We start from the raw sequence: 19072 nt of genomic DNA on the forward strand, positions 1-19072 counted from the left end.
TTACCCGTATTGATTTGTCGCTCATTCTGTGTCAAGATAAGCGGAGAACCGTCTCATCTTCTGCTGCAGCCTATTCAGAGCCTCGGAAACAAGGAGAAGCCATTCATGATGAAATCGTTTCTGCGCTTGCTAACGGAACTGACCTCCAGGAAATGGATTTCCAGGATAACCGGCTCTTATGCCAAGTCGAAATTCAGCAAACCGTTCATCCCGCATTTTGCCAAAATATACGGTATCCGCATCGAGGATGCGGAAAAAAGACTGGATGAATACCAGTCGCTCAACGAGTTTTTTACGCGGAGGCTAAAGCCTGACGTCAGGGCCATCGACGGGGACGCTTCATCCGTCATCAGCCCGGTTGACGCCGTAATCACGGGACTCGGGACAATCGAAAGCGGCCGGATCGTCAATGTAAAAGGACAGGATTATACCATCGACGAGCTGTTGAATGATTCGCCCCGTAAAGTCAATTACCGGGACGGGTTTTACTTTGTGCTGTATTTAAGCCCTTCCGATTATCACCGGATCCATGCCCCGATCGGAGGAAAAATCGTCGAGACCGAGCATATTGCCGGAAAGGTGTATCCCGTCCATGATTTCGCGCTGCGGGAAATGCGCAGGGTATTGAGCCGCAATGAACGGCTGATCACCTATATTCAGCATGCCGCAGGGGAATTGGCGGTCGTAAAGGTCGGCGCCATGAATGTCAGCAGCATCCGCTATGTCGAACCTCTGCCCGGCCAGATCAATAAGGGAGACGAGTTGGCCTATTTTGAATTCGGTTCAACGGTCGTCCTGTTAATGGAAAACGGAACATTCCGCTGCCGGGAGGATTTGAATATCGGGATGCCGGTACGGATGGGCCAAAGCTTGGGGAAAATAGAGAAAAAAGTCTGATTCCAAGCAACGCCATTGGAGAGGGGAAACCAGCAATGCAAGCGGCATTAGCCAACCGCCAGGAAATGCGCAAAACCATGTATCACATCTTATTTGCCATCAGCCTTGTCCATCTGCTCAACGATTCGATGCAAGCCGTCATCCCGGCCATCCTGCCCATTCTGAAGTCGTCGATGAGCCTCAGCTATTTGCAGGTCGGTTTGATCGTATTTGCTTTGAACATCACCGCTTCCGTCCTGCAGCCGGCATTCGGGCTGTATACGGATCTCAAGCCTTCGCCTTATCTGCTTCCCATCGGGATGTCGTCGACTTTCCTGGGGATGCTGGGACTTGCCTTTGCACCGAGCTTCTACTTTGTGCTGATGTCCGTCATTATGGTCGGCATCGGATCGGCCGTGTTCCATCCGGAAGCTTCACGCGTAGCGCATATGGCGGCGGGCGCAAGAAAAGGACTGGCCCAGTCCATTTTTCAGGTTGGCGGCAATTCCGGCCAATCGCTGGCCCCGATCATGACGGCATTGATTTTTGTCCGATTGGGGCAGTTCGGAGCGATCTGGTTCACGATCGCCGCATTTACGGCAATCCTGATTCAGTTGTACATTGCCGAGTGGTACAGGCAAATCCTCCATCATACCCATTCACTCCGGGCGAAAACCAAAGCTGCCCAAAGCGGGGCCAACCGGCAAAGAAAGGTTGCCGTTGCCATGAGTTTATTGCTGGTTTTCGTGTTTGCCAGATCGTGGTATCATTCCGCCATTACGAATTACTATCCTTTTTTTCTGCTCGACAAATATCATATTCCGCTGCAGCAGACACAGATTTATATTTTCCTTTTTCTCGCCGCCGGCGCAATCGGTACATTCCTGGGCGGACCGCTGTCCGACCGTTTAGGAAAGCGAAACATTCTATTGTTCTCTATGCTGGGATCTGCCCCGCTGGCCATGCTGCTCCCCTACGCCAACTTGTTCTGGGCTTACGTCATCAGCCTGGTCAACGGCTTTATCATTCTTTCGAGTTTTTCGGTGCTGGTCGTGTATGCACAGGAATTAATGCCGGGAAGAGTGGGAATGGTCTCGGGGTTGACCATCGGCTTGGCATTCGGCATGGGGGCGATCGGGTCCGCTGTGCTGGGCGGACTGGCGGACAAAATCGGGATTGCCGAAATCATGAAGCTCAGCAGCTATTTGCCGCTGTCCGGCCTGGTTGCCTTGCTGCTGCCGACCGATCAAACACTCAGGAAATGGGGCGTGGAGACAGAGAGCTAACCCTGCAGATAATGGTATAGATCCGCTTTGATGTCCACAGCATCGAAGATGCGCATACCCGAATCAACCAAGAAATTGGCAATCTCGGCGCGGATTCCCGTAAGCGTAATCTGAATGCCCATTAATCGGAGGGCGTTGATCATGTTGAGCAAATGACCGGCTCCCGCGATATCCATTCCGGAGATGCCCGTCAAGTCTACAACGAGGTTGTTGATCCTCAAACTTTTGATTTCCCGCAGGATTTTATCCTTGATTTTTCTTGTTTTCCCGTCATTCAACAAGCCGTGCAGAGGAAGCAGACAAGCCGACAGCCCTACTGGAATGAGAACGGCGGAGCCGATCTCCTCCGATTCCCGGCGGATGCTCTCCTCTTCCGCCAAACAGGTCTGATAGCTCTCCACAAATTCAAGCATGCATGTGTCCAACATCACGTGGACATTGCGTTCAAATGCCAGAATTTTGTTCCTGTCATTCGGCCAGGTCACTGTCGCATATTCTTCCAGCGAGCGAATCAGCTCCATTCGGATCAGGTGCAGAAACTCCAGCACTTTCCCGATAGGCACACCACCTTGCGCCGCCGCTTTCGCTTTCGTTCTGGACAGGAGCGTCAGCTCCTGACTCCCGCCTTCCGCAGTCATATCCAGCAAAAGCTCCATCATTTCCGTAAAGATGTGCGGTTCGATCCGTCCACCGGCCTCCAATCGCTTGAAAAAAGGTTCAGCCGACGCTGTCAGCGTTCGGCAGAGCGCTGCTTTATTCCGCCGCAAAAATTGCTTGACGGAGACGCCTTCATCCGGCAATATCTCCGTTGGACCGGATTCAACACCCCGCTCTCCCAAAGGAAAGGATAAAATAAACTCCGTGCCTTCCCCTTCTTTACTGTGAACTTCAATTTCCGCCTCATGCTGGTAAATGGTCGAATATACTTGGGTCAGTCCCATGCCGGTACCATCGGCCTTGGTCGTATAGAACGGAGTGCCGAGCAATTTCAATTGATCTGCCGAAAGACCGACGCCCGAATCCCGTACGCTGACGATCAGACGATCGTCTTTTCCGTAATGCTGCACCGTGATCAAGCCTTCATCGGAAATCGCCTCAAATGCGTTTTTCAATAAATTGAACAGCGCTTTTTTCAGCTGATTCCGTTTTCCGTTAATTACCATTTCGCAATCTCGGAAATCTTTTTCTATACTTACCCGGTAGATTTGATCCTGAAACAAAAAAAGCAGTGATTCAAGCTCCGTGCAAAGGTTGATCGGCTCATAAGGCTCGTCGTCAAAATCCGGCTTCGATACCTGAAGCAGATTCTGCAGCGCGGATATGGCGCGATCGAGCTCGGAACTGGCAATATCAAGATATTTGTGGGAGGTTTGCTCCCTCAGCAGCTGCAAAAAACCTTTTACGGCGGTAAGCGGATTGCGGATTTCGTGTGCAATTCCTGCGGAAATTTGACCGATGTTGGCCAATCGGACCAGGTTGTTTTCCTTATCATTCACATTCAAATTAACTTCCGGTTTGTTTGATTGCAACGAAATTCGTCCCTTCCAAGCGCTTCCACGCATAATAGTTGTGCAAACCGAACAGTTTCCTAATAATTCCCATGAAAGATATTTCCTTATATCTATCGTATATCTATCATTATATAAATTTTATCAACATTCTTACAAGCGTTTCTTGTAAACATTAGTTAAACAAAGAAACCGTTCCGGTCACTTGACAATTGTTTTCTCGATTAATGAAAATACCATTGTCGAAAGGCACGCCGAAAGTGACGTTCCGCAAGTTAAATGCTATAATATTCCCAGAATTAATGTCACTATGCTGGAGGATGGAAAGAATGAACGCTCTTGTCAAGCAGTTGAACGAAACGATCGAACGAGAAAACCCGCATGTATACTCCATGCTGTCCGCTTTGGGCAAAGCCATTTATTTTCCGAAAGAAGGGATTTTAAGCCAATCCGCAGAAGCTGGAAAAAAGGCGACCAAATATAACGCCACCATCGGAATTGCGACCGAAGGCGGCCAACCGATGCACCTGAAAAGTCTTCAAGACCCCTTGTCCGCATTTGCGCCCAAGGATCTTTATCCGTATGCCCCTCCGGCCGGAAAACCCGAGCTGCGCTCCGCATGGAGAGACAAGATGCAGGAAGAAAACCCCGCCCTTCAAGGGAAATCATTTGGAAATCCGATTGTGACGAATGCGCTGACCCACGGATTGAGCATCTTGGCCGATCTGTTTCTGGATACGGGCGACCGTGTCATTTTGCCCGACAAAAATTGGGAAAACTACGAGCTTACCTTTGGCATCCGCAGAGGCGCCGAGATGGTTTATTATCCTTTATATAACAACGACGGCAAATTTAATGCCGCCGGACTTCGCGACGCGATTCTCGCCCAGAAAGACAAGGGCAAGGCGCTGGTCGTGCTGAACTTCCCCAACAATCCGACCGGATATACCCCCGGGACGGCGGAGGGGAAAGAAATTGTCGCCGCCATCCGGGAAGGAGCGGAAGCCGGCATCAATATCGTCGTCGCTACGGACGATGCATACTTCGGTCTGTTTTTTGAAGATTCCATGCGCGAATCGCTGTTTGGGCAGCTGGCGGATCTGCATCCCCGAGTGCTCGCCGTCAAAGTGGATGGAGCGACCAAGGAAGAATACGTTTGGGGATTCCGCGTCGGCTTCATTACTTATGCCGGCCGGAGCGAAGCCATCCTGAATGCGCTTGAGCAAAAAACGATGGGCATCATCCGCGCAACCATATCCAGCGGCCCCCATCCTTCCCAGACGTTTGTGCTGCGCGCCTTAAAATCTGCGGACTTTGCCGCCCAAAAAACAGAAAAGTATAACATCATGAAGGGCCGTGCGAACAAAGTGAAAGACCTGTTGGACAGCGGCAGATTCTCCGATGCCTGGGGTTACTACCCATTCAATTCGGGGTACTTTATGTGCTTAAAGCTGAAGACGGTCCATGCGGAGCAGCTGCGGACGCATTTGTTGAATGAATACGCCGTGGGAACGATCGCCCTCGGCGAAACCGACCTGCGCATCGCTTTCTCTTGCATTGAAGAGGAGAACATTGAGGAATTGTTCGAACTGATCTACAAAGGCGTGAAAGATCTCGAACAAACAGCCTGAGGACTCGAATCCTATCATAAAACGGCATCTGTTTTTGCTGTTCAACTGCGGGCTATCCCTTGAGTCTAAGGGGCAGCCCTTTTTTGCAACAACCGAATGCCCGAATACCAAATCAGCAAAATCCCGGGCACGGCGGCCGGAGCCAACAGCCAAACGGAAGACAGGGAAGCGGCATAGGGAATCATCAGCAGCGCCGCAAACATAATCTGTACGGATCGGACAAACCTGGCCAAGGACTCGTTAAGCAAATGCTTGGGAATCGGATATACCCGAAACCAGAATTCGGATTGATGCTCAAGGCGAACAGCCGACAACTGGATGCCGATAATGTGAATGAAAATCAGCCAAACCGCGCTTTTGGCAAGATCCCCCGGCGTCCAAATTACGGCAAGCATTCCCCCTGCGGCCAACCGCAGCGTCATCCCGAAGCCCTCCGTGCGCGTCCAGGTTTTGGCGTATAAATAAACAGCCGTATTCCGCCGGCGCAATGAAAGCAGATCAGCCCATCGGCTTGCCCAGTTTCGCCGTTTCGGCCGGTTTCCCATGCCCGGCACGTCTGTAAACCAGCCAATCCACATCCAGATGCGGGAAAAAGCCCTCGCTTCCAAGCTCACCAGATGCTGCCAATGGATTCCAAACCGGTCGGGCAGTCGCAATATCAAAACAAATGTCAGCCATACAAGCAGCAGAAAGACTGAAGCTTTCCAAAACTCGAAAACAAACAGCATCCAAATGGATAAACCCGTCAAGCCCCACCGCAGCATGCGAAAAAAAAGCCGTGCCCGTTCGGACACCATCCGGGACTCGGTCCAGCTTGCGGACAAATGAAAAATCTCCATGACGATGAAAACTGCAAGAAACGCCGCCAGCTTGACCGGACGATCTGCAGCAGTACGCACGTATAACGGCCAAACCGCAGCCGATGCCGGAACCAGAACCGCCAGCTTCATGAAGAAGCTGTAAATGAACGCATCCCGAAAATAACCGCGCATTTTCCGTTCCAAGGGCAGTAGATAAACCAGATCCGCAGGCTTCAGAAACGTTCTTGCCTGAATGAGAGACAAGACCGGTGTCAACGCCAAAATAGCAATCGCAAAACCGGGATACTGCTGCGAAAGCTGATTCAGCCAACCGGTATAAAAATAGAAAAACAAAGGAATTCCCAGCAGGAGGAGAGCGCCTAATCCGCTTCTCATGATCAGATTCAGATACGGCATCAGATCCCACCAAAATTGAAAACTTCGCTTTTTCCACAACTCCCTTGTTTCCATTACTACTTTCCACCTTTGACCAACGAATAGAACAACTCCTCCAGCGTTCGGCCCGACAGCCCCGCCTGCCGTCCGATTTCCTCCAATGTTCCCTGAGCCAGGATGCTGCCTTCATGCAGGACGACAAAGCGGTCGCAGAACGTTTCGATCATCGACAGAATGTGCGAGCTCAGCAGAACGCTCGACCCCTGCCGCTTCATCCGCTGCATCCGTTCGAGCAAGCTGCGGATCCCCAGCGGATCCAGTCCCAGAAAAGGCTCGTCAATAATATACAAGGAAGGCTCTGCGAGAAATGCGCTCATGATCATGACCTTTTGGCGCATCCCTTTGGACAAATGCTCGGACAATGTATTCATGCTGTTAAACATGTGAAACTCCTCAAGCAATCGGTCCGCTCTGGCCCGATAATCGCTTTCATGAATGCCGTATGCCATCGCCGTCAATCGAAGATGCTCCCTCACCGTCAATTCGTTATACAGCAAAGGGGTTTCAGGCACATAGGCAAATGAGGAGCGATAAGCTTCCGGATCCTCGTCCAATGTTCTGCCATAGATGCTGATGGAGCCGCCTTGCGGTTTGATCAGTCCCAATATGTGCTTCATGATCGTGCTTTTCCCTGCGCCGTTCAAACCGATCAAGCCTACCATTTCACCCGGATGAACTTGAAAAGATATACCGTGAAGCACGGGTTTGTTCAAACTGTATCCGCCGACGACCCGTTCCAGACTCAAAACCGTTTTCATCCTTTCACCCCCACAGCCTATTATAGCGGACGAAACCGCTCATGAAAAACGGGTCACCGGAACGTGAATCTGCAGCTGCTTCCTACTTAACCGACCTTTCTCCAACCCCGAAATTTTGTATATCGGTAATGTCAAAAAAATGAACTCTCCTGGACGGATATTCGGTCCGCCAAGAGAGTTCCCCGGATCAAAGTATACTAAGTCTTATTGAATTTGGATTTTGTTGACGATTTGGTTCTGGCCCTCGAGAGTAACCCCATGACCGGGAACCAAAAGTGAAGTATCGCCAGTGATCGTGACATCGGAGGAAACATTGTAATTGGTTACCTGTGTTCCTCCATAAACATTCTGGGTTACGGAAATTCCGGCGATCTCACCTTGCGAATTCAGCGTCAAGGAGTTGAACAAACCGTTAACCGTAAATGCTGTATTCTGATCCTCGACCGGAAGAGTGACTTGGATGACTGAAGCCGTCTGATTTACGCCTTGAACCAAAACCTCATCGCCGACTTTCAGATCAGCAAGGGTGACACTGACCCCTTTGCGGAGATAGACGGTGTTCTCATTGACTGCAAATGCCGTACTCTGCGTGTCCTTCGTGACGACAACCACATTCGAACCGACATTCACCGCGCTGATTTTTCCGCTATAATTGATTGTATCATTCACCGATTGAAGAACCTGCAGGAAGGTGATTGCATTGTTTTCCGTGCGGACGAATACCTGATCCCCCGCTTTCAGATCGGAAGCGGCAATAAGCGTTCCATTGCGATAAATCGTTGCGTTGGAGCTGAAGGTATACTGCCCGGTTTGATTTTGTCCGTTTTGATTTCGGCTGAGAGTAATCACGCCGTTGGCATTCACGGCAGTTGTCACAACCGCGGAGAACGTTTCCGTTTGCTGTGCCTGACCGGTAACTTCGATATAAATGATTACATTATTATAGGAACGAATCTTCACCGTATCTCCAACCTGGATGTCGGACAGGGATACTCTCACCCCGTTGCGGAAAACGAATGTATTGGGGTCTACCGTATATGTTGCGGTCTGTCCGTTTTCGTTCAGGGTCAAGATGTTGTTCTGAACGGCACTGCTGACGGTGCCCGTGATTTCATTGGAATTGTAATCGGGCATCTGATTCCCGGTTCTGTCCAGCAGCGCGGCGAGCTCCGCCCGTGTTACCGGCTTGTTCGGCTTGAACGTTTGATCGCTGTATCCGCTCACCAGATTTTTCTGCACCGCAAGCGCCACGTAGCCTCTCGAGCCTGCCGGAATGGCATCGGCATCCCTGAAGTTAAGCTCTGCGTTCATCATCGCCTTTGCTTCATTCTCCAAGCCGAGTGCCTTAATCAGGAGAACCGTCGACCACAGGCGGGTTGCCGGTTTGTTCGGAAGTACGGCATTATCGTTTTCGTTGAACAAATCATGCTCCAGCGCGACAGCCACATAGCCTACAGCATTCGGATACTTCTGATAAATCAGATCGGCATCCTTGAAGCTTAATTTGGAGCTCATTTCCGCCTGCGATTCGGCCTGATCCCTTAATCCCATTAATCGCACCGCTGCGATGATGGCCTCAATTCTGGTGATCTGCCGGCGCGGTTGGAAAGTCCCGTCGTCATAGCCCTCAAAGACCCGTTTGGAAGCAAGGCGTGCGATGTTTTGCATCACCCAGTCGAAGTTTTTGTCCAAATCCTTGAACTCCAGCTTGATTTGCACTTTTCCATTTCCATGAAGCTTGAATTGATTATGGCCACGTCCATTATTGCCTTTTCCATGATGGTCTCCGTCAGCAAATGCAGATGCCGCGCTTCCGAAGATCATTGCTGCCGATAATCCCGTGATGACGACTTTTTTGAATGCTTTCCCCTTGTTCAAATGATCTCCCTCCCGTTATCTCAAAAATGATGGATTGTGTTGAACATTCGCGAAATGTTCTTTCGCTCATAGATTTCGGGAGTGGCTTTTCAGTTGGGGGGGTAGGCGGGCAAACTTGGGCATCGCGATGAAATAACCCCGAAAAAGCAAAGATCAATTAAACCGCTTGAACCTTTGCCGCCAACAGTAGAACTAATTTCATCGCGAGCCCTTATTCTTCATTTCTTTTGGCTTTCAGCCATTGGGGAGCGCCTTTGTCTTTCTTGTGCTTTCCCGTGGTCGATGAGACATGTTTCCCGAAGACCGCGCCGGTTTTGCCGATATGCGCAGATTCTCCCGCGGCCGCACCGCCGTCGTCGCCTTTTTTTCTGATCATGCGATGCGGCTTCCAAAGATTGCGGTTCGCTTCCCCATGATCCTCGCTATGCCCGAAGGCGGCGGCGCCGGATTTTGCGATGCGGCTGCTGCCTGACGCCATTTTGCCGCGCTCGCTTCTTGCTCCGGGAACAGGACGGGACTCTTCTCCGGAAATCAATTCACCCCGAAACATACTTTTGGACTCGATCCGGATGCCCAGCGACTTTTCGAATTTGCGAAGAAAGGGGATCTCCCTTGGCGTCACGATGGAAATCACAGTTCCCCGGGCTCCCATTCTTCCCGTGCGTCCGGCACGGTGAAGATAATGATCGGCCTCCGCCGGAAGATCAAAATTAAACACATGCGTCAAGCCTTCGATATCCAGACCCCTTGCCGCCACATCGGTTGCGATCAGGATTTGCGCTTTCCCGCTGCGGAAACGGTTCATCACCTTGGAGCGATCGATCTTTAATGCATCGCCGTACAGAGTTTCCGCGGAAATCCCTTTATACTCCAGCTTCGCCTTCAGCTCGGCAATCCGGTTCGCATCATGCACAAATACTACGGCCGAGCCGGGTTGATACAACCGGATCGCCTTTCGCAGCACATCAATCTTGTCCCTTGGCTCGCATACAAGGGAGACATGTTCCAGCGTATCGGGAACGCGGGCTTCTTCCTCCATCCGGACCCGGACAGGCTCGCCCATCCATTCGGCCGCCAGCCGCTCCAAGGCCTTCGGAATCGTCGCGGAAAACAGGGCGATCTGTCTGTCTCTCAGCAGCCGGCGCAAAATATCGCCGACCTCCCCGATAGATCCCAACGCAAAGACTTGATCCGCTTCATCGACGACAATGCTCCGCACATAATGAACCTTCAGCTTGCGCAATCCGATCAGCTCCAGAATCCGCCCCGGCGTTCCGACAACGATCTGCGGATGCCTGCGGAGCTTTTCCATCTGGCGCTTGACCGCCGTCCCGCCGATCAGCATTTGCGCCTCAAGCTCGGGACTGAAACGGCCGACCGTCTGAATCACCTGCATGATTTGAACCGCCAGCTCATGTGTGGGCACGACAATCATCGCCTGAAGCTTGTCTTTGTTTTCGCTCAAATCAAGCTTCTGCAAGAGAGGCAGCAGAAATGCCAGAGTTTTCCCCGTACCGGTCCGGGATTGCGCGATCACATCGCGGCCCTCCAACAGTGGGGGAATCGCTTGTACCTGAATGGGGGTCGGTATGGAAATCTGCATTTCCTTCAGGGAACGGATCCATTCCTCTCCGATACCCAACGTCTCAAAACCAGCCGTCATAAAATCCCAACTTTCCTGTTAGTTTAGCGCTGCTTGCCGATCCATGCGAAGATTTCTTAGAGCGCCCTGCTGTCCTCAGCCTGCGGAAACACATGGCCCAGCCCCGGATAAATCCCCAGCTCATGGGCGATGCCCCGCTCCCGCAGCGCCTCCGACAAGCGGACGGCATGGCTGACGCCGACTTGCACGTCCTTTTCGCCGTGAACGATCATCAGCGGTGTCCTGATTTCATCAATATAGTACAGCGCAGACCTGCGGCGGTATTCTTCCGGCTGCTTGCGGGGGATCTCCGACCACCCGCCTGAGCATTCGCATCGTCACAATTCCTTCCGTAGACGGAATAATATGCCATATTTTGATTGATAATAAAGCGACGATAAAAAGGAGGTGAAACGCTTATGGCCCGAATCGCCGTTGAAGAAAGCTTGAGCGACATCAAGCAGGCGCTGCAAAACAACGGACACGAAGTCATTCCCATGACTGCAAACAATCTTTCGAACATCCAATACTTGGTCATCACCGGTCAAGATAAAAATGTAATGGGTATTTCGGATGTGGCGGCAAACGCGTCGGTCATCAATGCCGACGGTCTCACTGCGGAAGAAGTGGTGGAGCAAATTGACCGGAGAGCCGGCAAATGACGGGTCACAGGCCGACCCGGCTGGCCGGCGAAAGTCTTCTGCGGAGGTGAATACCTCCGCCTTTTATTTAAGGTTGATCATCCCCGACATAACGCGATCGAACAGACGGGGAAACAACTGGAACAACTTCACGCCTGCCGCAGCTGTGAACGGCACGTTGACTTCCGGCTGTCGGGTCCGGGCGGCCTTAAGCACGATACGCGCCACTTTTTCCGGACGAAGCATGAACCAGGCCACATTTTTTTTGTACTGTCCCGACGGATCGGCTTGATCGAAAAAGGGCGTATCAATCGGCCCCGGATTGATCAACGTCAAATAAACTCCCGTTCCGGCCAATTCCTGCCGAAGGCAGTTCGTAAAGCCGATGACGGCATGCTTGGTCGCCGAATAAGCGGAAGACTTCGCCGAACCGATTTTTCCCGCCATTGAGGCAATATTGATAATATGCCCATTTTGGGCATCCAGCATATAAGGGAGAACTGCTTTCGTACAGCGGACGGTCCCCAAATAATTGACATCCATCATTTGTTCAAACTGCTCCATCGGCGCCTCCGCAAAACGGTTGAAAATGCCGTATCCCGCATTATTGATCCATATGTCAATTTTGCCATGACGGTCGACAATCCGCGCGGCGGTCCGGGACGCTTCCTCGAACGACGCGACATCAAGCACGACGGCCTCTTTGCTCCCGACAACCTGATTCGATGCTTCCGCCAGCTTCTGCTCGTTTCGGGAGAGCATGACGACATGCGCCCCGTTCGCGGCAAACAGCTTTGCCATTTCCAATCCGATGCCGCTGGATGCCCCGGTAATGGCCACCACCTTGTCCTCAAGCATGCGGGTTCCTCCTTCACGAAAAGCTGCCGACGCAAGAAAAGAAAGTGGAAGCGCAGCGCCAACCACTTTCTTTTCTTTTCTGTTACTTTTATATTATGTGATCAGCACTTGAATGTCCAATTCTCCGATATTCTCCATGATCAACGGAATCGTCAGCGCCTGCTTTGGCACAAATCCCGCCGCTTCGGCCGAATGGATGACCTTCGGAGGAGTAATATCGACTCTGAATCCCTGATTGTAAAGGATCGTGCTGGCGTTGCCGCTGATCATGTTGCCTAGTTCGGAAATCGCGCTTTGTCCGATCTCATCGATTTCCGTAACGACAAAGCCGCCCATCATGGCTGAGATCATCTTTATGGCCACCGCTTCATGAAGTCCGAATACGACGTCACCCTCAACCTGTCCGGTCATCCCAATCTGTATCCATATGTATTTTTCGGCCAACTTCACCGTCTTTACGCTGAGTTCACCGGCCGTTGGACGCACATTGGCAACTTGTTCAATGACCAAGCTTGCCGATTCAAGGAATGGGTTAATGTATTCCGCTTTCATCTGGTGGCTCCTTTGCGGCATATTTCGAAAAATGGTAAAAAAACAAAAATGTTGTCGAGATTAATTATACCGGACTTTTCCAAACAAGTACATATATTTATGCTTAAAAATGTATGAATTTGCACTTTTTTTAACATTATTTTGCATTGAGCCCGTCAGCTAATCGGCGACCTGTTTATTAACCTGTTTATTAAGATATATGTATTCTTATCCATTATTTGTTACATAAATGACATCTTCCTGTTAAGGACCGATAATATTTATGCATTAATATAAAAGGCAAGACCCCCTTTTGAATATAGTTTCACCTTGAAGACCCGTTCCCGTAGAACGGGCCTTTTTTTGCCCTCACAGCTTTGTCAAATAGCGCTGCCTGCGGCGGAAAAATGCCCATTCCCGAAAACCGATTTCTTTAAGCCGGTTCCGCACCAGCTCAAGCTCATCCCCGACCCGTTCCGGGATGTGGGCGTCCGATCCAAGCGTCACCTTCACGTTATGGAAAAGCGCCCGTTCCAGGACGTCGTCGGAAGGATACCAGCCGCCGGCTTCCTTCGTTTTGCCGGAAGTATTCACTTCAATAACCACGTCCGCTTCCGCAATCACTTTCAAAGCGCGGTCCGCGGCATCGGTCGGGAGCTCGGAAAACTGCGGATAAAAGCCCTTCATCGCGTCGATATGACCCAGGATATCGAACATTCCGCTTTTGGCCGACAGGATGATCTGCTCATAATAGTCTTGCTTCACTTGTATACGCTGCTTTTCATTCAACTTTTTCCATCTATTGCGGTTGAAAATGCTCATGCCCCCGATTGCATGAACCGAACCGATAATAAAGTCCAGCGGATAACGTTCGTATTCCTTCCTGTAGACCTCGGCGCTTTCCGGGAAAAAATCGGATTCGACCCCGAGCAGGACTTCAATTCTTCCGGAGTACTCCTGCTTTAACCGGAGAACTTCATTGACATAACGGGGAAATTCACTTTTGGCCATCGCCACTTTCGGATGAAGGTGATCCCGCTCGCTGCCAAAATACGGGCTGTGATCGGAAATGCCGATCATATCCAACCCCTTTTTCAGCGCGGCCTCAATGTAATCGCGAATCCCCCCTTCCGCATGACCGCATCGATCGTGATGCGTATGAAAATCAAATTTCATGATGTGATGAACCTCCAAATTCCGTTATCACGTTGTCATTCCGATTCTCCGAAATGCATCAAGTCCGGCATTCCCTTCAAATCGTTCAAAAACTGCTGCATCGCGGAATTCAAATAGCGCCCGGACTTGTAGATAACTCCGACTGGATGGATAATTTCCAGCTCGTTCACTCTGATCATTTTGAGTGTGCCCATTTTTGTTTCATTGGCAATGGACATTTTGGAAATAATGGCGGCGCCCAAATTCAATTCCACCATCCGCTTCACTTCTTCACTGCTCGGAAGCTCCATTACGATATTCGGAACAATGTCGAACTTCCGGAAAATCTGATCGGCAAACCTTCGACCGGACGTATCCGGGGTCAGCATGATCATCGGAATATCCCTCAGCGATTCCACCGTCGTATGATTCAGCTTGGCCAGCGGATGCTTCGGAGAGACAACCAATTCAAAAATATCATAGTACAGAACCGAAGTTTCCAATGCCGGATTTCGCTCAAACAAATAGGCGATCCCGATGTCGACGGTGCCGTTTTCCACATTCGTCATGATTTGCGAGGAAGGCATGGAATGAATGGTCGTTTTAATATATGGAAATTGGTCTTGGACATACGAAAGCACGCGCGGCAAAATCTGCATGGCGATGGAAGTCGTTGTACCCAAATGAATGTGCCCCCGGGGGGTTTGCTCCAAATCTTGCAGCTTTTCCTTCAATTCTCCGACGATCTGCAGAATCTTTTCGGCATGCTCAAGAAACAACAAGCCGCTGTCGGTCAGCTTGACCGGCTGATTCCGGTCAATCAGCATCGTTTTAAACTCATCCTCAAGACTCTTGATCTGGGCCGAGACAGCTGGTTGGGTCAAATTGAGAATTTCCCCGGCTTTTCGAAAACTCATCGTTTTGGATATGGTTATTAGTGTTTCCAATTGATTCAGATTCATGTTCACCCTCCAAAATAGGATGTGCTTATCAAAAATTTTACTATAATAAATTTTTTTTATCAAAATAAGGGCTGAAAATGAGGGAGTCTATTCATCATGTGGTTTATTGCCGCCGTTGCCATCGCCGTCATCTTCGGCGCCGCCGGTCTTGTCATGAAAACCAGTCAGATGCGGGGAGGTTCGTTAAATTCTTTGTTGCTGGGCCTGTATCTCACCGGCGCGTTCGGGTTCTCAACTGAAAGCGGGCTTGAATTAACTTTCTGAACGCGAAAAAACCGTTAAAGCGTCGGTATTTTTCGCTTTCAGAAACAGTACAAGCAGCCCGCTTTCAGTATATATCAAACAGCTCGCCGGAGCAGTCTCTTGACTGGACGGATTGGAGGCTATGGTTGGCGGGACTTGTGATTGGTTCCGCGGAATCATCATGCTTCCGGCCAGAGTCGCGATGATCTCGATTCGCAGGAAAGAGCCGCTGACGATTGCCGAGAAAAAATGGTTCTTGTGCGTAGGATTGGCCAACACACCGATCTTGTTTTGGGGCTATTTGCTCTCAGCTTTCTGGTTCGGCGGAGCCGCCTATTCTTCATCCTCCCGGCCCGGAAAGCCTTCCGAGTTGGCGACAGCGGTTTCCACCGGCTTCAAAGGGGTCTGCTCGGAGGAATATTGTCTTACGGAGGGCTTCAATTATACTCCATCGCTCTGCAGATGGGAAAAGCGAATGTCGTGGCCCCGATCTTCGCAGCAAACAGCCTGATCATGGTTGCCGGTTCCATTCTGATCGACAAGGAACGGCTGACCATCGTTCAAAAAACAGCCGCAATTGTGACTAATAATTGAAGACCACCTTGCCGGAAACACCAGAACAAGGTGGTCTTCCCCGATTTATTGGGTCAACCATTTTTTAAACATATGCTTCGTCGTATCCCAGTTCATCGCCGCAATGGAAGTCGTTAACGGAATCCCTTTCGGGCAGGAGCGAACGCAGTTCTGCGAGTTTCCGCAGCCCTCGATGCCGCCGTCCTGCATCAGGGTTTCCAGGCGTTCCTCTTTATTCATTTCGCCTGTCGGATGAGCGTTAAACAAACGAACCTGAGAAATCGCAAAAGGCCCGATGAAGCTGGTTTTCTCATTCACATTCGGGCAAGCCTCCATACAGACCCCGCAGGTCATGCATTTGGACAGCTCGTAAGCCCATTGACGCCTCGTTTCAGGCATCCGCGGACCCGGTCCCAGATCGTAAGTGCCGTCGATCGGAATCCAGGCTTTCACCCGTTTCAACGCGTCAAACATCCGGTTGCGGTTGACGATCAGATCGCGAACAACAGGGAACGTATGCATCGGAGCGATCCGGATCGGCTGCTCCAGCTTGTCGAGCAGAGCCGTACAGGCCTGACGCGGTTTGCCGTTGATCACCATCGAGCATGCGCCGCAGACTTCCTCCAGGCAGTTGGATTCCCAGCAAACCGGAGTCGTTTTTTCCCCTTTGGCATTAACGGGGTTTCGTTGTATTTCCATCAAAGCGCTGATCACGTTCATGTTCGGACGATACGGAATCTCGAATTCTTCTGTAACGGGCTGTGAATTCGGACTTTCCTGACGGGTGACAATCAGCCGGATCGTTTTTGGAGCAGCATTGGTTTCAGCCATGTTTATTCTCCTTTCCTGCCTTATGAAGTCTTCTTATCCGAAGAATAATCGCGCTTCCTCGGTTTGATTAAGGAAATGTCCACGTCCTCATACTCAAACTGCGGTCCGTCCGGCGTCCATTTCGCTTTGGTCGTTTTGAGGAAATTCTCGTCATCCCGCTCGGGGAATTCGGGCTTGTAGTGCGCCCCGCGGCTTTCGTTGCGGTTCAGCGCGCCGATGGTAATGACACGCGCCAGCTCCAGCATGTTCCACAGCTGACGGGTAAACGAGACGCCTTGATTGCTCCAGCGCGCCGTATCGGTCATGCTGATGTTTTTGTAACGCTCCATCAGTTCCAGAATTTTATTGTCGGTTTCCTTTAATTTATTGTTATACCGAACAACCGTAACGTTGTTCGTCATCCATTCGCCAAGCTCCCTGTGCAACTGATAGGCGTTTTCTTTGCCTTCCATCTTCAGCAGGCTCTCGTATTTGTCGATTTGCTTGTTGACCTCGCTGTCATATACGATGCCGGAGATGTCCTCAGCCGATTTCTTCAAGCCTTTGACGTATTCGACCGCCTTCGGTCCGGAAACCATTCCGCCAAAGATCGAGGAGAGCAGCGAGTTCGCCCCCAAACGGTTCGCGCCGTGATATTGGTAATCCGATTCCCCTGCGGCGAACAATCCCGGAATGTTCGTCATCTGGTTGTAATCCACCCACATGCCGCCCATCGAATAGTGAACGGCGGGGAAAATTTTCATCGGGATTTTGCGCGGATCGTCGCCCATGAATTTCTCATAGATTTCAATAATGCCGCCGAGCTTGACATCGAGCTCTTTGGGATCTTTATGCGACAAATCGAGATACACCATGTTCTCGCCGTTGATTCCAAGCTTCATATCGACGCATACATGGAAGATCTCCCGGGTCGCAATATCGCGGGGAACAAGGTTTCCGTATGCAGGATATTTCTCCTCGAGGAAATACCACGGTTTACCGTCCTTATAAGTCCATACGCGTCCGCCTTCTCCCCTTGCGGATTCGGACATCAGACGGAGCTTGTCGTCCCCTGGGATGGCCGTCGGGTGGATTTGGATAAATTCCCCGTTGGCGTACTGCACGCCCTGCTGGTATACCGCACTCGCTGCGGTTCCCGTATTGATCATCGAGTTCGTGGTTCTGCCGAAGATGATGCCGGGACCCCCCGTCGCCAAAATGACGGCGTCGGACTTGAACACGCTAATGGACATATCGCGCAGATTTTGTGCCGTAATGCCGCGGCAAACGCCTTCGTCATCAAGCACCGCGGACAAAAACTCATAATGCTCGTACTTGGTAACCAGTCCCGCCGTTTCCCAGCGGCGCACCTGTTCGTCCAGCGCGTACAGCAGCTGCTGGCCTGTGGTGGCTCCCGCAAATGCGGTTCTGTGGTGTTTGGTGCCTCCGAAGCGCCGGAAATCAAGCAGGCCTTCCGGCGTCCTGTTGAACATAACGCCCATCCGGTCCATCAAGTGGATAATGCCCGGAGCGGCTTCACACATCGCTTTCACCGGGGGCTGGTTGGCCAGAAAGTCTCCCCCGTAGATTGTATCGTCAAAGTGCTCCCAAGGGGAATCCCCTTCACCTTTGGTATTCACCGCACCGTTAATGCCACCCTGGGCGCATACGGAATGCGAACGCTTCACCGGCACCAGCGAGAAAAGATCCACATGAACGCCAGCTTCGGCAGCTTTGATTGCGGCCATCAATCCGGCCAATCCCCCGCCTACAATGATGATTTTGGACTTCGACACGCCCTACACTCCCTTCGCTGTGAAATTCGGATCCATAAACGCGGCAAGCGCCATGATTCCGATAATGGACATGATCACAAACAGCCCCATGGTGACGTAAGTTGAGACCCGCTGAGCCCGCGGACCGACGGTTATCCCCCAGCTGACCAGGAAAGACCACAAGCCGTTGCAGAAGTGGAAAGTAGCGGCGATGATCCCGATAATGTACAGCGTTGCAAATACGGGCTGGGTAAGGATGCTGTGCATCAGCTCACCGAGGCCTTCATATTCCACATTTCCCAGACCGACCTGAACCCGGGTTTCAAACGTGTGCCAAACGATAAAAATGAACGTCAGCACTCCGGTAACCCGCTGCAGCGCGAACATCCAGTTGCGGAAATAGCCGTAATTCGTCACGTTGTTCCGGGCCTGATAAGCGACGTAGAGCCCGTATATCCCGTGATAAAGCAGCGGCAGCCAGATGAACAGCAGCTCCAGAAAGAATAGGAAAGGAAGATTGTGAATCCATTCCACCTGCTTGATGAACGCTCCGTTGCCTTTGGTCGCCTCATAATTCGTAAGGAAATGCACAATCAGGAAAAAACCGATCGGAACAACGCCCAACAAAGAATGAAGCTTTCTCGAGTAATATGAATTCACTGCCATACAGAAGAGTTCCCCCCTCAAAA

General features: G+C 51.1%; 19 protein-coding genes. 6 read left to right on the plus strand and 13 right to left on the minus strand.

Annotated features, from left to right (window positions below):
• The first annotated feature begins 105 nt into the window (after positions 1-105).
• Positions 106-897, plus strand: a complete 792-nt coding sequence (asd, locus tag VF724_RS02075) for an archaetidylserine decarboxylase (protein ID WP_371752554.1) — start codon at positions 106-108, stop codon at positions 895-897.
• A 35-nt stretch (positions 898-932) separates the two neighbouring features.
• Complete coding sequence (locus VF724_RS02080; RefSeq protein WP_371752555.1) at positions 933-2162, plus strand: MFS transporter; 1230 nt, start codon at positions 933-935, stop codon at positions 2160-2162.
• On the opposite strand, the gene VF724_RS02085 is transcribed toward VF724_RS02080, so the two are convergent.
• Complete coding sequence (locus VF724_RS02085; protein WP_371752556.1) at positions 2159-3691, minus strand: ATP-binding protein; 1533 nt, start codon at positions 3689-3691, stop codon at positions 2159-2161. The two genes, VF724_RS02080 and VF724_RS02085, sit on opposite strands and share 4 nt — an antisense overlap.
• 308 nt (positions 3692-3999) lie before the next feature.
• On the opposite strand from VF724_RS02085, the gene VF724_RS02090 reads away from it, so the two are divergent.
• Positions 4000-5301, plus strand: coding sequence for an aminotransferase class I/II-fold pyridoxal phosphate-dependent enzyme (locus tag VF724_RS02090; protein ID WP_371752557.1), 1302 nt, complete (start codon positions 4000-4002; stop codon positions 5299-5301).
• Between the two features lie 65 nt (positions 5302-5366).
• Here the strand turns inward: VF724_RS02090 and VF724_RS02095 are convergent, their stop codons facing one another.
• The 5 genes from VF724_RS02095 to VF724_RS02115 form a co-directional block, all read right to left on the minus strand.
• Positions 5367-6572, minus strand: coding sequence for an ABC transporter permease (locus tag VF724_RS02095; RefSeq protein ID WP_371752558.1), 1206 nt, complete (start codon positions 6570-6572; stop codon positions 5367-5369).
• Between the two features lie 2 nt (positions 6573-6574).
• Positions 6575-7315: an ABC transporter ATP-binding protein gene (locus tag VF724_RS02100; protein WP_371752559.1), complete on the minus strand. Its 741-nt coding sequence runs from the start codon at positions 7313-7315 to the stop codon at positions 6575-6577.
• A 204-nt stretch (positions 7316-7519) separates the two neighbouring features.
• The gene (locus VF724_RS02105; protein ID WP_371752560.1) at positions 7520-9193 is read right to left on the minus strand and encodes an S-layer homology domain-containing protein; all 1674 of its coding nucleotides are present in this window, start codon (positions 9191-9193) and stop codon (positions 7520-7522) included.
• A gap of 211 nt (positions 9194-9404) precedes the next feature.
• Complete coding sequence (locus tag VF724_RS02110; protein WP_371752561.1) at positions 9405-10856, minus strand: DEAD/DEAH box helicase; 1452 nt, start codon at positions 10854-10856, stop codon at positions 9405-9407.
• 56 nt (positions 10857-10912) lie between these two features.
• Positions 10913-11143 carry an alpha/beta hydrolase family protein gene (locus VF724_RS02115; protein WP_371752666.1) on the minus strand — a complete coding sequence of 77 codons (231 nt, stop codon included), beginning with the start codon at positions 11141-11143 and terminating at the stop codon, positions 10913-10915.
• Positions 11144-11254: 111 nt separating this feature from the next.
• Between VF724_RS02115 and VF724_RS02120 the strand changes: the two genes are divergently transcribed.
• The gene (locus tag VF724_RS02120; protein ID WP_371752562.1) at positions 11255-11497 is read left to right on the plus strand and encodes a YkuS family protein; all 243 of its coding nucleotides are present in this window, start codon (positions 11255-11257) and stop codon (positions 11495-11497) included.
• A gap of 63 nt (positions 11498-11560) precedes the next feature.
• On the opposite strand, the gene VF724_RS02125 is transcribed toward VF724_RS02120, so the two are convergent.
• From VF724_RS02125 to VF724_RS02140, 4 genes are all read right to left on the minus strand, one after another.
• The gene (locus tag VF724_RS02125; RefSeq protein WP_371752563.1) at positions 11561-12334 is read right to left on the minus strand and encodes an SDR family NAD(P)-dependent oxidoreductase; all 774 of its coding nucleotides are present in this window, start codon (positions 12332-12334) and stop codon (positions 11561-11563) included.
• A gap of 93 nt (positions 12335-12427) precedes the next feature.
• Positions 12428-12886: a chemotaxis protein CheX gene (locus tag VF724_RS02130; RefSeq protein ID WP_371752564.1), complete on the minus strand. Its 459-nt coding sequence runs from the start codon at positions 12884-12886 to the stop codon at positions 12428-12430.
• A 348-nt stretch (positions 12887-13234) separates the two neighbouring features.
• Positions 13235-14041, minus strand: a complete 807-nt coding sequence (locus tag VF724_RS02135; RefSeq protein ID WP_371752565.1) for a histidinol-phosphatase — start codon at positions 14039-14041, stop codon at positions 13235-13237.
• A gap of 35 nt (positions 14042-14076) precedes the next feature.
• Complete coding sequence (locus tag VF724_RS02140) at positions 14077-14982, minus strand: LysR family transcriptional regulator (RefSeq protein WP_371752566.1); 906 nt, start codon at positions 14980-14982, stop codon at positions 14077-14079.
• Positions 14983-15078: 96 nt separating this feature from the next.
• Between VF724_RS02140 and VF724_RS02145 the strand changes: the two genes are divergently transcribed.
• Both VF724_RS02145 and VF724_RS02150 read left to right on the plus strand, forming a co-directional pair.
• A complete protein-coding gene (locus VF724_RS02145) occupies positions 15079-15246 on the plus strand; it encodes a hypothetical protein (RefSeq protein WP_371752567.1) in 168 nt (55 codons plus the stop codon).
• Between the two features lie 121 nt (positions 15247-15367).
• Positions 15368-15736 (plus strand): hypothetical protein, encoded by a 369-nt coding sequence (locus VF724_RS02150; protein WP_371752568.1) that lies wholly within the window; start codon positions 15368-15370, stop codon positions 15734-15736.
• Positions 15737-15864: 128 nt separating this feature from the next.
• Here the strand turns inward: VF724_RS02150 and sdhB are convergent, their stop codons facing one another.
• From sdhB to VF724_RS02165, 3 genes are read right to left on the minus strand one after another with little or no spacing between them, the layout of a single operon-like run.
• Entirely contained in the window at positions 15865-16629 is a 765-nt protein-coding gene (gene sdhB, locus VF724_RS02155; protein WP_371752569.1) for a succinate dehydrogenase iron-sulfur subunit, read from the minus strand.
• Positions 16630-16649: 20 nt separating this feature from the next.
• Positions 16650-18404 (minus strand): succinate dehydrogenase flavoprotein subunit, encoded by a 1755-nt coding sequence (gene sdhA / locus VF724_RS02160; protein WP_371752570.1) that lies wholly within the window; start codon positions 18402-18404, stop codon positions 16650-16652.
• A 3-nt stretch (positions 18405-18407) separates the two neighbouring features.
• Entirely contained in the window at positions 18408-19049 is a 642-nt protein-coding gene (locus VF724_RS02165; protein ID WP_371752571.1) for a succinate dehydrogenase cytochrome b558 subunit, read from the minus strand.
• Positions 19050-19072: the final 23 nt, after the last annotated feature.

Origin of the sequence: Ferviditalea candida (genome assembly GCF_035282765.1) — a bacterium.
GTDB classification, from domain to species: domain Bacteria; phylum Bacillota; class Bacilli; order Paenibacillales; family KCTC-25726; genus Ferviditalea; species Ferviditalea candida.